11 protein-coding genes are annotated in these 14,097 nt (G+C 63.7%); 5 read left to right on the top strand and 6 right to left on the bottom strand.

Annotation, left to right across the window (positions count from 1 at the left end; all coding sequences use genetic code 11):
• Window positions 1–7: 7 nt before the first annotated feature.
• Genes QSJ34_RS08945 through rpmH form a run of 4 tightly spaced genes read right to left on the bottom strand, consistent with a single transcriptional unit; the run spans window position 8 to window position 2,540 of the window.
• Window positions 8–472, bottom strand: a complete 465-nt coding sequence (locus QSJ34_RS08945; protein ID WP_285574102.1) for a R3H domain-containing nucleic acid-binding protein — start codon at window positions 470–472, stop codon at window positions 8–10.
• Window positions 473–481: 9 nt separating this feature from the next.
• Window positions 482–2,032, bottom strand: coding sequence for a membrane protein insertase YidC (yidC, locus tag QSJ34_RS08940; RefSeq protein ID WP_285574099.1), 1,551 nt, complete (start codon window positions 2,030–2,032; stop codon window positions 482–484).
• A complete protein-coding gene (locus QSJ34_RS08935) occupies window positions 2,029–2,370 on the bottom strand; it encodes a ribonuclease P protein component (RefSeq protein WP_285575174.1) in 342 nt (113 codons plus the stop codon). The genes yidC and QSJ34_RS08935 overlap by 4 nt, the downstream gene beginning before the upstream one ends.
• 35 nt (window positions 2,371–2,405) lie before the next feature.
• Window positions 2,406–2,540, bottom strand: a complete 135-nt coding sequence (rpmH, locus tag QSJ34_RS08930; RefSeq protein ID WP_005035876.1) for a 50S ribosomal protein L34 — start codon at window positions 2,538–2,540, stop codon at window positions 2,406–2,408.
• Between the two features lie 215 nt (window positions 2,541–2,755).
• Here rpmH and dnaA point away from each other — a divergent pair, with 215 nt between their 5' ends.
• The 5 genes from dnaA to QSJ34_RS08905 all read left to right on the top strand — a co-directional run bounded on the left by dnaA (window position 2,756) and on the right by QSJ34_RS08905 (window position 11,478).
• Entirely contained in the window at window positions 2,756–4,135 is a 1,380-nt protein-coding gene (dnaA, locus tag QSJ34_RS08925) for a chromosomal replication initiator protein DnaA (protein WP_285574096.1), read from the top strand.
• 214 nt (window positions 4,136–4,349) lie between these two features.
• Window positions 4,350–5,483 carry a DNA polymerase III subunit beta gene (gene dnaN / locus QSJ34_RS08920; RefSeq protein WP_285574094.1) on the top strand — a complete coding sequence of 378 codons (1,134 nt, stop codon included), beginning with the start codon at window positions 4,350–4,352 and terminating at the stop codon, window positions 5,481–5,483.
• A 47-nt stretch (window positions 5,484–5,530) separates the two neighbouring features.
• Entirely contained in the window at window positions 5,531–8,083 is a 2,553-nt protein-coding gene (gene gyrB, locus QSJ34_RS08915; protein WP_285574091.1) for a DNA topoisomerase (ATP-hydrolyzing) subunit B, read from the top strand.
• 54 nt (window positions 8,084–8,137) lie between these two features.
• Window positions 8,138–10,747 carry a DNA gyrase subunit A gene (gyrA, locus tag QSJ34_RS08910; RefSeq protein WP_285574086.1) on the top strand — a complete coding sequence of 870 codons (2,610 nt, stop codon included), beginning with the start codon at window positions 8,138–8,140 and terminating at the stop codon, window positions 10,745–10,747.
• 8 nt (window positions 10,748–10,755) lie between these two features.
• Window positions 10,756–11,478, top strand: a complete 723-nt coding sequence (locus tag QSJ34_RS08905) for a DUF3800 domain-containing protein (protein WP_285574083.1) — start codon at window positions 10,756–10,758, stop codon at window positions 11,476–11,478.
• A 143-nt stretch (window positions 11,479–11,621) separates the two neighbouring features.
• On the opposite strand, the gene QSJ34_RS08900 is transcribed toward QSJ34_RS08905, so the two are convergent.
• Complete coding sequence (locus QSJ34_RS08900; RefSeq protein ID WP_285574082.1) at window positions 11,622–12,059, bottom strand: gamma-glutamylcyclotransferase family protein; 438 nt, start codon at window positions 12,057–12,059, stop codon at window positions 11,622–11,624.
• Window positions 12,049–14,097 carry an ATP-binding protein gene (locus QSJ34_RS08895; protein ID WP_285574079.1) on the bottom strand — a complete coding sequence of 683 codons (2,049 nt, stop codon included), beginning with the start codon at window positions 14,095–14,097 and terminating at the stop codon, window positions 12,049–12,051. Before QSJ34_RS08895 ends, QSJ34_RS08900 begins: the two co-directional genes overlap by 11 nt.

Below are 14,097 nucleotides of genomic sequence, written 5' to 3'. Positions count from 1 at the left end.
CGCCAGTCTACTTCCGGAACACCTTCACGGGCTTGAACGTGCCCGTGCCTTCGCTTTCCGTGCCCAGGCCCGCTTCGCGGCTCACCACCAGGTGCACCCAGCGGCGCTCGCGGGCGCTGAGGGCACCGAGGGTGTGGCTGCCCAGCTCCCGGGCCTTTTCGGCCGCGAACTGGCCCATGGCCATGACTTCCTGCATGCGGAAGAGGCGGGCGCCCTTGACGTCCAGGTAGGCGAGCTTCTGATCCTCCCGTTCACCCTGGGCCTCGTGCACGAGGAACTGCAGGGCATCCAGGGCCGCGCCGCGATTGGCGGCGAGGAAGGAGGCATCGGGGCCGGCCACGGCCACGCGATTGGGGAAGGCCTCCTCGTCCCCGGAGGGGGCGAAGCGGGCCTCCAGGCCGAGGCCCAGATGCGCGCCCCAGCGGACGATGAGCTCGGGAACAGACTCCAGCGTGGCGCCACTTTTCCGCATGACGACCTCCTACACAGTGATGGGCTGGGGCTGGTAGGACCGCATGATCCACCAGGTCTGGGCAAGGCCGATGAGGTTGAAGACGAAGTAGTAGATCGTAAGACCGGCGGGGCTCTGCGCGAAGAAGAAGGTCATCATGACGGGCATGAGGACCATCATCATCTTGCGCTGGGCCGGGTCACCCACGGCCGGCGTCATGGCCTGCTGGGCGAACATCGAGGCGCCCATCAGCACCGGGAAGATGTAGAAGGGATCCTTGGCCGACAGGTCGGTGATCCAACCGAAGAAGGCCGCGTGGCGAAGCTCGAAGACGTTGTTGAGCATGGACCAGAGGGCCAGGAAGATGGGCATCTGGAGCAGCATGGGCAGGCAGCCGCCCATGGGGTTGTGGCCGTTCTTCTTGTAGAGCTCCATGAGCTCCTTCTGCATCTCGGCCTTCTTCGTCATGTCGCTGCCGAACTTCTCGTACTTGGCCTGGATGGCCTTCTGGTGCGGTTCGAAGTCCTTCATGCGCAGCATGGAGATGGTCTGCTTCGTGTTCAGGTGCCAGGTGGCCAGGCGGATGATCACGGTGAAGAGCACGATGGCCCAGCCCCAGTTGCCCACCAGGGCGTGGACCTTCTTCAGGATCCAGAAGAGCAGGTGGGAGACGGCGCCGAAGAAGCCGTAGTCGATGACCTGGGTGAAGGGCTTTTCGAAGGCGAGGAGGTGCTCGGCCTGCTTGGGGCCGAGGTAGAGGGAGGCTTCCAGGCGACCGTTCTGGGGCAGCAGCTCGTAGCCGGACGTATCCCGTCCAGCGGGGCGGGGCAGCTTCCAGAGGGCGGCGAAGTAGTGGTTGCGCTGGCTCTTCACATCCTTTTCCAGACCCGCGTCCAGGCCCAGGCGTTCTGCCACGGGCGGCAGGACCTTGCGCTTGGCACCCAGGAAGCTGAAGAAGGGATCGTGCAGGGTCTCGGCCCAGGTCACGGCCTCGACACTTTTTTCGGTGAGCGTGAACACGCGGCCCAGCTGCTTCACGGGCTCGTCGGAGGCGGGGGCCGACAGGAGCTGCAGGGAGGCGTTGCGGGGGGAGACGGCCTCGACCTTCAGGACATGGCCATCGGTCGGAACGAGGTAGCTGAGGCGTTCTCCGGCCGCATTCTCGAAGATGACCGCGGTGCCGTTCGGGCCCCGCTCATCGCGCACGGTTTCAAATCCTGCGCCCTTCAGGGCGCCGAGGCCCGCGAAGGCCTGGGGGAAGAACAGGGTGCCGTCCTGATGCCAGCTCACCTGCTTGAGGGCGCCGGTGGCCACCTGCCAGGTGAGGGTGAATTCCCCGGCGGTCAGGGTGTGGGTGGCCGCGGGATCCGCCGCCTTCACGCCGTTCGTGACCTGGGCCGTGGAGATCGCCGCGGGCGCGGCTTCCGGAGCCGCTGGCGTCGCGGGCTTCACCGTCACGGGGCCCGCCTGCTGAAGTTCAGCCTTGGGGAGGGGCTTGGCATACCGCGACGACAGCCAGAACTGGCCGCCGAGCAGGATCATGCTGCCAATGACGAAGAGGAGGACGTTGCGGTTGTTCATGGGGTATCCAAGGCTGGAAGGCGCTGCAGGGCCAGTTGGAGCTGGCTTTCAATGACCTGGAAACTGATCGTATCGAGCGGAGGGGCCGTTCGGCCAGGCCGCACCCACACCACCCAGGGAAGGTTCAGCAGGGGCTCCACGCCAGCCAGGAAGGCCATCCTCACGCGGCGGCGGAACCGGTTGCGCTGCACCGCGCCGCCGGTCCTCCGGGGCGAGGTCACGAGAAGCAACGGCCCCTCAGCATCCGACCGGTGCCAGGCGCGAATATCCAAACACGACGATTGCCCCAGCAAGGGCCGGGGCAAGGGGGTCGGAACGGCGTGGTCTTTGTGCCGCACCGTGCGGAAGCGGCCTCTGTAGATCACGGAAGGGGCTAGAGCGCCAGGACGTGGCGACCCTTGGCGCGGCGGCGCTTGAGCACCAGGCGGCCGTTCTTCGTCTTCATGCGGCTCAGGAAGCCATGGGTCTTGGCGCGGCGACGGTTGTTGGGCTGAAAGGTCCGCTTCATGATTCCACCTCAGGGGTCCCCTCCCTGGGAGGAGGACGAACCTTCGAGCCTACCAGCGAGGAGGCTCGCCCTCAAGGGGATTTCCACTCTCCCATCCCCGCCGAGGGATGCTAGATTGGGTTCCCCCCCGCGAGCCTGGCGTGGACGGAGCGTGCGATGCACCCTCCGCCAACGGCGTGTGCCCCGCGATCCGTCCCGCCCTTGCTGGTGAACCCATGCCATCCGCCGATCCCACAACCCTTTGGGACACCATCCGCCAGGGCCTGTCCAAGCAGTTGCCCGAGGCCAGTTTCAGAGAGTGGGTCGCCCCCTGCGAACCGCTGCGGGTGAAGGACGGCGTACTCTGGATCCAGGTGCCCAGCGCCGCCGCGAAGCTCTGGATCGAGCAGCAGCTGCCGGAAGAGTTCAGCGATGCGCTGGCCCAGGGCGGGCTGGCGGACCTGCGCCTCGAATTCCACGTCAACGGCACACCGGCCGTCCTTCCCAAGGTGGCCTCCAAGAAGGCCGCACACACGGCTTCCGGCCCCGCACCCGAGCCACCAGCCTCGTTTCCACACCTCTTCAACCGCTATACCCTCGACCGCTTCGTCGTGGGCCCGGGCAGCCAGCTGGCCTTCGCCGCGGCCAAGGCCGTGGTGGACAGCTACGGCAAGGCGGCCACACCCCTCAGCATGAACCCGCTGTTCATCTACGGCGGCGCGGGCCTGGGCAAGACCCACCTCATGGTCGGCATCGGCAAGGGCCTGCTGGAGCGCGATCCCAAGCTGCGGGTCGTCTACCTCAAGGTGGACAACTTCTTCAACGAACTGACCGTGGCCATCCGGGCGAAGAACACCGAGCCCATGCGCAAGAAGTACCAGCAGAACGACGTGCTGCTGCTCGATGACGTGCAGACCCTCGGGAAGATGGAGCGCACGCAGGAGGAGATCTTCCACATCCTCGAGCACCTGCTTCAGCACGGGAAGCAGATCGTCATCACTTCCGACAAGCCTCCGCAACGCCTGGAGGGATGCCACGAACGACTCATCACGCGCTTCAAGTGGGGACTCACGGCTGACATCCAGCCGCCCGACTTCGAAACGCGCATCGCGATCCTGAAGAAGAAGCTCGAGGATGTGGATTTCCGCCATGTCCCGCCCATCCCCGAGGACGTGCTGACCTTCATCGCCCACAAGGCCAAGGGCAGCGTGCGCGATCTGGAAGGGTTCCTCACCCGCGTCATCTTCCAGGCTAGCCTCATCGGCGTGCCGCCCTCTCTGGAGGTGGCTCACGCGGCCTTCCAGGGCCAGAGTGGGGAAGAGCCCACGGCCCCCATCCATCCCGACCGCATCTACCGCATGACGGCGGAGACCTTCAATGTGTCCTTCGTCGACCTGATGAAGAAGCGGTCCCGCCAGCAGGCCATCCTGCTTCCGCGCCAGGTGGCCATGTATCTCGCCCGCGAGATTTCATCACTGCCCTTCGCTGACATCGGACGATCCTTCAACATGCACCACTCCACCGTGATGAACGCCATCGACTCGGTGCGGGACCGGATGAAGCGCGATCCCGAATTCCACAGGATGGTCCAGGCTTTACTGAACAGCATCCACTGATTTACCTGTTGTTATGGTCTTTTCCACAGGCCCCTGTCCATCTGGATCCACACCCGGGCGCTTCCTGCCCCGCCAGACGGCCCCGAGGGCTTTGTTCCGCAGGCATCCAGGCGCTTTCCACAGCCTGTCCCAGGCAGTGAAACTCCGGTAGGATAGGGCTTTGACACGTCTTTCCACAGGTTGCCCAGGTCCTCAGCATCATCAAGGGTGATTCATGAATCTTCAGTTACAGGTTTCCAAGGATCGTCTGGACCGGACTCTGGGTCTGCTGAAGCATGCCCTCGACCGCCGGGTGACCCTTCCGATCCTTCAGCACATCCTCGTGGACGTCCGTCCCAAGGAAGTGGTGATGAAGGCGACAGACATGGAACTGGCCTTTGAAGCCACCGTGCCTGGCGAAGGGCAGGGCGAATGGACCATGGCTGTGCCTGGGAAGAAGTTCATCGAGACCGTGCGGGTCTTCCCTGAAGGCATCCTCAGCCTCGAATGTCCGGATGCGGGCGGCCGTCTCTGGCTGCGCGCCAAGGGCATGAACTCCGAGCACAACATCCAACCCGGCGAGGGCTTCCCTGAACTTCCCGCCCCTGGCAAGGAACTGCCCGTCGTGAAGATCCCCGTGCTGCGCTTCAAGCGCGCCATCCAGCTGGGATCGATCGCCGTGAGCAAGGACGCCACCAAGCCCACGCTGTCTGCCGTGTTGCTGCACCTGTCCAAGCACCATGTCCGCGTCGTCTCCACGGACGGCTTCCGTCTGGCGGTGGCCGAAGTGCCCTGCGACACGAAGCTGAAGGACGAGGTGCGGCTCATCGTCCCCAAGCGCGCCCTGGACCTTATTCCTACCCTGCTGGGCGATGAGGGCGAGGTGGAACTCTGCTGGGACGGCACGACCCTCTTCCTCGATCAGCCCGGCCTGAAGTTCAGCACCCGCCTCGTTACCGGCAACTACCCGGCCTACGAGAAGGTGCTGCCCGCCGAGCTGCCCAAGCGCGTCATCATGGACCGCGAAGTCTTCCTGCGCACCCTGCGCTTCGTCGGCCTGAAGAAGGATGACTACAACAAGAACGTGCGCCTGTTCTACGAATTCCCCAACCTGCGCACGGTCTTCCAGCATCCCGACGAAGGCGTGAACCAGGCGACGCTGCCCTTCACGGGCGAGGAACATCCCTTCGAACTGGCCTTCAACATCGACTACCTCACGGAGCTGCTGGAGCGGCTCCCGGGCGAGGAAGTGGTCTACCAGTTCAAGGACGAGGTCGGCCAGGGCGTCTTCATGTCGCCCAGCCTCGAGGATTTCAGCTTCCGCTATGTCCTCATGCCCGTCCGCTTCGCCAACAGCGCCACCGCCTGAGGCGCCTGCAGCACCGCATTTCACCGTACCCAACCAAGTGAGTCTTGATGTCCGAAGAAGTCCTTAGCGCCCGCGTTCACACCCCCCTGGAAACCGATAGCTACACCGCCGACAACATCACGGTCCTGAGAGATCTCGAAGCGGTCCGCAAGCGGCCCGGCATGTACATCGGCGATACCGACGATGGCAGCGGTCTCCACCACATGGTCTACGAGGTGGTGGACAACGCCATCGACGAGGCCCTGGCGGGCTTCTGCACCCGCGTCGACGTGATCCTCCACAACGACGGCAGCTGCAGTGTCGAGGACAACGGCCGCGGCATCCCGGTGGACATCCACAAGGAAGAGGGCCGCAGCGCCGCCGAAGTGATCATGACCGTGCTCCACGCCGGCGGGAAATTCGACAACACGAGCACCGAGGGCAAGAACGCCTACAAGGTGTCCGGCGGCCTCCACGGCGTGGGCGTGTCCTGCGTCAACGCCCTCTCCGCCAAGCTCTGGCTCACGGTCTGGAAGGAGGGCCAGGAGCACGCCATGACCTTCTCCCAGGGCAAGGCCGACGCCCCCCTGAAGGTGATGGGCCCCACGGCGCGGCGCGGCACCCGCGTGCGCTTCCAGCCCGATCCGGAAGTCTTCAACAACGTGCTCGACTTCAGCTTCGAAACGCTGAGCCAGCGCCTGCGCGAACTGAGCTACCTCAACCAGGGCGTCCACATCCGCATCACGGACGAGCGCTCCGGCGACACCCACGACTTCATGAACGCCGGCGGCATCAGCGCCTTCGTGGAACACCTGAACCGCAACAAGGTGGCCCTCCACAAGCCGCCGATCTTCATCAAAGACGAGAAGCAGGACACCACCGTGGAGGTGGCCCTCCAGTGGAACGACTCCTACCAGGAGACCCTCTACTGCTTCACGAACAACATCCGCAACCGCGACGGCGGCGCGCATCTGGAGGGCTTCCGGGCCGCCATGACGCGCGTCATCAACACCTACGCCGAGAAGAACAACCTGCTCAAGAGCGCCAAGGTGAGCCTCTCGGGCGAGGATGTGCGTGAGGGACTGACGGCGGTCATCAGCGCCAAGGTGCCGGATCCCAAGTTCTCCAGCCAGACCAAGGACAAGCTCGTCTCCTCGGAGGTGAAGGGCATCGTCCAGACCATCGTCTACGAAAAGCTCTCCAGCTTCTTCGAGGAGAATCCCCGCGAAGCGAAGGCCATCCTGGAGAAGGCCATCGAAGCCGCCCGGGCCCGCGAGGCCGCGCGCAAGGCGCGCGAACTGACCCGCCGCAAGGGCGCCCTCGACGGGGGCGGCCTGCCGGGCAAGCTGGCGGACTGCCAGGAGAAGGATCCGGCCCTCAGCGAAATCTTCCTCGTGGAGGGTGATTCCGCCGGCGGCAGCGCCAAGCAGGGCCGCCACCGCGCCACCCAGGCCATCCTGCCCCTCAAGGGCAAGGTGCTGAACGTGGAGAAGGCCCGCTTCGACAAGATCCTCAGCCACAACGAGCTGCGGGTGCTGATCCAGGCCCTGGGCACGGGCATCGGCAAGGAGGAGTTCAAGGTCGAGAACCTCCGGTACCACAAGATCGTACTGATGACCGACGCCGACGTGGATGGCTCTCACATCCGCACGCTGCTGCTTACGTTCTTCTACCGGCAGATGCCGGAGCTGGTGGAGCGCGGCCACCTCTACATCGCCCAGCCGCCCCTCTACAAGGTGAAGAAGGGCAAGACCGAGAAATACCTCAAGGACGAGCGGGCCCTCGAAGAGTTCCTGTTCCACAAGGCCCTGGACGGCTGGAGCCTCAGCCTGCCGGACGGCACCGAGCACAAGGGCGCCATCCTCGTGCGGGAAATGAAGAAGTGGGGCGAGGTTCAGCAGCTCTACGGCAAATTGAACCGCCGCGGCTATGCCCGTCCCCTGGTGGACGCCCTGCTGGCGGAAGGACTGCTTGATGCGGATCGGTTCGCAGATCGGGCCAACCTCGAGCAGCTGGCTTCGGCCATCACCAAGCAGAAGTTGGGCACCTGCGAGATCGAAACCGTCGAAGCCTTCGAGCGAAGCGCCGAAGGGGAGGATCCCGCGGTCACCGTTCCCGCCAGCCACCGCCTGCGTGTGGTGCGCATGCACCTGAACCGCCCCATCACCCTCTGGATCGACAGCCAGGTGGCGCACTGGGGCGAGTTCCGCCGCCTGTCCGCCCTTCACCTGGAACTGGCCGCCTTCAGCGGGGGCGAGCTGCGGTTGCGCCGCCTCAAGGACGTCAAAGAGATCGCCAAGGAGAAGGATGAAGAGCCCGAAGAGGGCACCAAGCTCAGCAAGGAGCAGGTCTTCACGGATCCGGAGGCCATGCTGGGGGTGATCCTCGAAGAGGGCAAGCGGGGCCTGGGCATCCAGCGCTACAAGGGGTTGGGCGAAATGAACCCCGAACAGCTCTGGGAGACGACCATGGATCCCGAACGTCGCACGCTGCTTCAGGTGCGGGTCGACGATGCCGTGGAAGCCGACGAGATCTTCACCATCCTCATGGGCGATGCCGTGGAACCCCGCCGCCGCTTCATCGAGACAAACGCGCTCCTGGCCGAAAACATCGATATCTAGGCCCTTGTTTTACAACCGGTCGAGCAGCGTTCCACGTAGAACATCGGAAGAACCATGAATCAGAATCGAATCGAGCCCCTGGAAATTGAAAAGGAAATGCGGAAGTCCTACCTGGACTACGCCATGAGCGTCATCGTCGGCCGGGCCCTGCCCGATGTCCGCGACGGCCTCAAACCCGTCCATCGCCGGGTGCTGTTCGCCATGAAGGAGGCCGGGAACGACTGGAACCGGGCCTACAAGAAGTCCGCCCGCACGGTCGGTGACGTGATGGGTAAGTACCATCCCCATGGCGACTCCGCCATCTACGACACCCTCGTCCGCATGGCCCAGCCCTTCTCCATGCGCCACGTGCTGGTGGATGGCCAGGGCAACTTCGGCTCCATCGACGGTGACAGCCCCGCGGCCATGCGCTACACCGAAGCCCGCCTCTCCCGCCTCGCCAACGAGATGATGGGCGACATCGACCAGGACACGGTGGATTTCGGGCCCAACTATGACGGCAGCATGGAGGAGCCCCTCGTCCTGCCCTCGCGGTTCCCCAACCTGCTGGTCAACGGCTCCCAGGGCATCGCCGTGGGCATGGCCACCAGCATCCCCCCCCACAACCTGCGGGAATGCTGCAACGCCCTGGTGGATCTGATCGACCAGCCCAGCCTCGGCCTCGAAGGCCTGATGGCCCACATCAAGGGCCCCGATTTCCCCGGCGGCGGCCTCATGCTTGGCACCGAGGGCGTGCTGGACGCCTACCGCACCGGCCGTGGCCGCTGCGTCGTCCGCGGCAAGGCCCACGTGGAGCAGATCAAGCGGGCGGGCGACCGCGAGCAGATCGTGTTCACCGAACTGCCCTACCAGGTGAACAAATCCACCCTCATCGAGAAGATCGCCGAGCTGGTGCGCGACAAGAAGATCGACGGCATCAGCGACCTGCGGGATGAGAGCGATCGCGAGGGCATCCGCCTGGTCATCGAGCTCAAGAAGAACGAGCCCAGCGACATCGTCCTGAACCAGCTCTACCAGCAGACCCAGCTCCAGAACAGCTTCCCCATCACCATGCTCGCCATCGTGAACGGGCAGCCGCGCATCTGCACCCTGCGCGAGGTGCTGCAGGAGTTCATCGGTTTCCGCCGCGAGGTCGTCACCCGCCGGACCCTCTTCCAGCTCCGCAAGGCCGAGGAGCGGCACCATGTCCTGCTGGGCCTCAAGATCGCCCTCGATCACCTGGACGCGGTCATCAAGCTCATCCGCGCCGCCAAGAGCCCTGAGGAGGCCAAGGCCGGCCTCATGGCCGGTGCCTTCGCCACCGCCGCGGCCATCAAGAAGGACCCCAGCCTCTGCCTGTCCGCCATCCAGGCCCAGGCCATCCTGGACATGCGCCTCCAGCGCCTCACGGGCCTGGAGCGCGAGAAGATCCTCGAGGAACTGGCCGAGATCGAAAAGCTCATCGCCCGTCTCAAGGCCATTTTGGCGGACGAGAAGCTGCTCTTGAAGGTCATCAAGGAAGAGCTGCAGCAGGTGGCCGAGCAGTTCGGCAACGACCGCCGCACGGAAATCGTCGGCTACTCCGGCGAGATCCGCATGGAGGACGTGGTTCCCGACGACCCGATGGTCGTCACCATGTCCAAGGCCGGCTACATCAAGCGCACCGATCTCACGGCCTACCGGCGCCAGCGCCGCGGGGGCAAGGGCAAGGTGGGCATGAAGACGAAGGACGAGGATTTCGTCGAACAGCTCTTCATGACCAAGGCCCACGACACCCTCATGGCCTTCACGGACAAGGGCATTGTCTACGCCCTCAAGGTCTACGACCTGCCTGAGGCCGCCGCCTCCACCCGCGGCAAGCACATCCGCAACCTCATCTCGCTGAAGGACGGGGAGAACGTCGTCACCCTCATGGCCATCCGGGACTTCCCCGAGGGCGAAAACCTGGTCTTCGCCACCAGCGACGGCACCGTGAAGAAGTCCAGCCTGGCGGCCTACGCCAACATCCGGGCCAACGGCCTCATCGCCCTCAACATCGATGACGGCAACAGCCTGGTGGCCGTGCGGCGCTCGACGGGTTCCCAGCAGATCGTGCTGGCCACGGCCCAGGGCAAGGCCATCCGCTTCCCCGAGGAGGACGTGCGGGCCACGGGTCGCGCCACCACGGGCGTTCGCGGCATGAAGCTCGCGAAGGGCGATCACATCGTGGATATGGAAGTGGCCGATCCCCTGCCGGACCTGCCCGAAGGCATCGAGCCCGACGAAAGCACCGAGGATCACGGCATGCTCCTGACGGTCTGCGAAAAGGGCTACGGCAAGCGCAGCCTCCTCCAGGACTACCGGCTCCAGGGCCGGGGCGGCACGGGCGTCATCAATATCCGCGCCGGGGTTCGCAACGGCCACGTGGTGGGCTTCAAGCTCGTCAAGCCTGGCGAAGGGTGCCTGCTCATCAGCCAGGAAGGCATGGTCATCCGCTTCCTCATCGACGAGGTCCGCAAGACGGGCCGCAATGCCCAGGGCGTCGGCCTGCTCAAGCTGGCCAGTGCCGAGGACCGGGTGGTGGGTCTGGCCAAGATCGACGCCAGCGCCATGGCCCTGGACGAGGAAGAGGATCTGGGTGAAACCGAAGTGGCGCACCCGGGCCCCGATGAAGGTGGGGTTCAACCAAAGCTGTCATTGGATTGAACGTCGAAATGTCTGAAAGCGCCTATTATCAGATCTATTGTGACGAATCATGTATTTCTGATCGTTACCATGTAATAGGCGGCTTGATTTTAAATAGGAAACACGAATCAGCAATAATAGAAAAAATTAAAACCTTTAGATCTTCAACAAATATGAGCAAAGAGTTGAAGTGGACAAAGGTGAAGAACCAAAAACGCGAACAATATGTTCAATTTGTTGACATAGGCTCGCAATTGTTTCTTGATGATGTAGCTCATTTTCATGCGCTGGTAATAGATAGTCATCAATATGACCATAAAAAATATAGCGCAGGCAATGCTGAAACCACATTTTATAAAATGATGTATCAATTTGTTTTACATCGGTTTGGGAAATATCTAAAAGTGGGTGATCGATTTTCGTTATTTCTTGATCAAAGAAGCACTTCGTATTCATTGAGTGATTTTAAAACCATAATGAATAGAGGTTTAGTCAAGAGATATGGTTTGCCTCAAAACCCACTAAGAGATGTGGTACCTCTGAATTCAAAAGAACACGACTTGATTCAAATGGCCGATGTTTTTATGGGGGCAATCGGCTTTCGAGTGAATGGCAAAGAACTGGCAGCGAATGCTTGCAGTGCAAAGTTGGCGCTTTGCGCTCATATCGAAATGAATCTTAAAATTCGAAGCTTAGCCCACCCAATTGAGGAACACGGGTTCTCGAGTTGGCATTTTCGATTTCGAAAATAAAAAAGCGCCCTCAACCCTAGGCCCTGTTGGGCTACCCTCTGGGGGTTGCCACGGGTGAACCGTGGTTTTCGGGAATGAGTGGCGCTCACGCGTAGCCTAACATGCTGGATTGCGATAAAAAAGTCAAGACGGATTTTCGTTAATTATTCGCCATTCAACCAGCTCGTCCAATCCCCATTTAGCAGCTCCACGGCCTCCCGTTCCAGCCGGGGCAGGCGTTCCACATGGAACACGTAGACCCAGGCCCGGTAGTGCTGGCCGCCATCGAGGATCACCGGGCGAATTTCGCGGGTGAAGAGGCCTTCTTCCACCCCTTCGAGGGGATCCAGATCGGCCAGGGCGGAGTCGAGGTCGGCCTCGTCGTCGTAACCGACGAAGTCCCCGCGGACCCAGCCTGGGCCCGGTGGACCGTCGGGGGGTTCGGGGCTAGGCACCAGGGCCGGGTAACCCGCAGGAAGGTGGAAGAGCCGCCCGGCCGCCCAGGCACGGGTCAGGCCCTGGGGGTGGGTGCGCATCAACCAACCGTGGTTCGACCCGCCTTCACGCAGGGTGCCGTACACGAAGAGGCCGTCACTCTCCATGGGGGGTGTCCTTTCCGGAGCCCCGCAGCCCGAGGGTGTCGAGGGTTTCGGCCAATTCATGCAACCGGAAGGGCTTGGTCAGGAAACGCCGGTGGGGGCCGTTCAAGAGGTTGGGCCGCGCCTCCGAACTGTAGCCGCTGATCATCAGGGCGGGGAGATCGGGGCGGAGGGCTTCGATCCGGCTCAGCACTTCGGCGCCGCCTAGTCGGGGCATGACCAGGTCCAGGATGACGAGATCCCAGGCCTCGGGGTCGGATTCGAAGCGTTCCAGGGCCTCCTGGCCATCGGCGGCTTCGGACACGTGGAAGCCTTCGCTTTCAAGGAATTCCCGGGTCAATTCCCGGATCCCGGCCTCGTCGTCGGCGAGCAGGATCCGCCGGGACTTGGGGGCCCCGGGCGCGGTCTTCAGCGGGGCCGGTGCGGTCCGATCGAGGGGGAAGACCAGCTCGGCGCGGGTGCCCTCGCCAGGATGGCTCTCCAGGCTGAGCCGCCCACCCATCTGGCGGGCGAGGGAGAACGCGAAGGAGAGACCGAGCCCGCGACCCTTGGCCATGGGCTTGGTGGAAAAGAAGGGGTCACAGGCCCGGCGCAGGATTTCGGGGCTCATGCCCGTGCCGTTGTCCTCCAAAGTAAGGTGAACCGAGTCTTCTTCGTGCCAGGCCTGCAGCTTGATGCGGCCCCGGTCGGGAATGGCGTCCAGACTATTAGCCAGGAGGTGCTGCAGGGTCTGGTTCAGGAGGTCGGGGTCGAGGCTGACCACCAGCCCCTCCTCGAGGGCCAGCTCGAAGGAGATGCGGGCAGGCAGGTCGCCCGTCCGCTGGAAAAAGGGACCCAGAGCCTCCCGGAGGGGCTGGGGGTGGGCCTGCAGGGGGACCTGGTGGGAGAGGGCCTTCAACTGCTGCACCGTCTGGCCAAGGGAAAAGGCGGCCTCGTCCAGCTTTTGAACGAACAGGGAGGCTTGGCTCTCCGCCGGCAAAAGGTCCTGTAACCGGTCGAGATTGCCGAAGACCACTGTCAACTGGTTGTTGAATTCGTGGACGAGACCTCCGGCCAGGGTGCCGACCGCCTCCATGCGTAGGGCTTGTAAATCCCTTGCTTGCAATGCCTGGTGGGCGAGTCGGGATTCTTCGGCCACCGCGGAGGTGACAAGCGCGGCCAGGGCCAGAACCAGCAGGTGGAGCTGGGAAAAACGGAAGGCCTCGTCCGGCAGCTTGGACCCGAAGGCACCGAGGTGGGCGAGGAAGGCGAGGGACAACAAGGCCACTCCGGCGCTGCTGTCCCGCGGGCCGAAGCGGAGGGCCATCCACAGGACCGGCAGCACGAGGGCGAACTGAAGGGCGAGCCTGAAGTCCCCGGAGAGGCCTGGATTGATGCGCCCCCCGAAGAGCAGCAACAGGCAGAAGGCCCCGACCAGAAGCTTGGCCGCGAGGGGCGGGGTGGGGCCGACCTGAGGCGGGCCTGTCTCGGCTTCCATCCAGGCCGGAACGAAGTGAAGGATCCAGGGGCCCAGGCACAGGATGGCCGTCAGGTCCCCGAGGAACCAGGAGAAGGCAGTGGCCACGGCGTGGGGGAAGCCGTGACCCGGGAGGTTCAGGCCCACGATGACCGATCCCAGGCAGGCCGAAAAGAGGGCGCTGGAAAGCAGGGCCGTGCCGAGCCAACGAACCAGATCTCGGGTGCGGCTCAAATCCGGATGAGGACAGCCCAGCCGGACCATGATCCGCCAGGCGGCCCAGGGTCCGAAGGTTTGCAGGGCCGCCATGGCGAGAGCGTGCGGCCAGGGCAGCCATCCCGTGAGGTTGAGGAGGAGGCTGCCGAGGGCGAGGCCCCACCAGGCCCTTCGTCCCAGCACAAAGAAGGCGGTGTGGGATAACGCGGCGGCGGGCCAGAAGAGGTAGGCCTGGAAGGTCAGGCCCGAGGCGAGCGGGATCTTCGCCGTCGCCAGGAAAACCAGGGCCAGCGCCAGGACCTGAAGCACCCGGACCGAGCCGCCCCTCTCCTGGGGCGGAGGGACGGCTGGGCCCGGGCGCTCGGTCAT

The sequence above is a fragment of the Geothrix limicola genome, assembly GCF_030268085.1.
In the GTDB taxonomy this organism is placed as follows: domain Bacteria; phylum Acidobacteriota; class Holophagae; order Holophagales; family Holophagaceae; genus Geothrix; species Geothrix limicola.
This window is presented reverse-complemented; position numbering and strand designations above follow the sequence as displayed.

Bases quoted from the DNA above. Each gene is read 5' to 3' on its own strand.
- QSJ34_RS08945 (WP_285574102.1), bottom strand. From the start codon at position 472: ATGCGGAAAAGTGGCGCCACGCTGGAGTCTGTTCCCGAGCTCATCGTC.
- yidC (WP_285574099.1), bottom strand. From the start codon at position 2,032: ATGAACAACCGCAACGTCCTCCTCTTCGTCATTGGCAGCATGATCCTG.
- rpmH (WP_005035876.1), bottom strand. From the start codon at position 2,540: ATGAAGCGGACCTTTCAGCCCAACAACCGTCGCCGCGCCAAGACCCAT.
- dnaA (WP_285574096.1), top strand. From the start codon at position 2,756: ATGCCATCCGCCGATCCCACAACCCTTTGGGACACCATCCGCCAGGGC.
- dnaN (WP_285574094.1), top strand. From the start codon at position 4,350: ATGAATCTTCAGTTACAGGTTTCCAAGGATCGTCTGGACCGGACTCTG.
- gyrB (WP_285574091.1), top strand. From the start codon at position 5,531: ATGTCCGAAGAAGTCCTTAGCGCCCGCGTTCACACCCCCCTGGAAACC.
- gyrA (WP_285574086.1), top strand. From the start codon at position 8,138: ATGAATCAGAATCGAATCGAGCCCCTGGAAATTGAAAAGGAAATGCGG.
- QSJ34_RS08905 (WP_285574083.1), top strand. From the start codon at position 10,756: ATGTCTGAAAGCGCCTATTATCAGATCTATTGTGACGAATCATGTATT.
- QSJ34_RS08900 (WP_285574082.1), bottom strand. From the start codon at position 12,059: ATGGAGAGTGACGGCCTCTTCGTGTACGGCACCCTGCGTGAAGGCGGG.
- QSJ34_RS08895 (WP_285574079.1), bottom strand. From the start codon at position 14,097: ATGACCGAGCGCCCGGGCCCAGCCGTCCCTCCGCCCCAGGAGAGGGGC.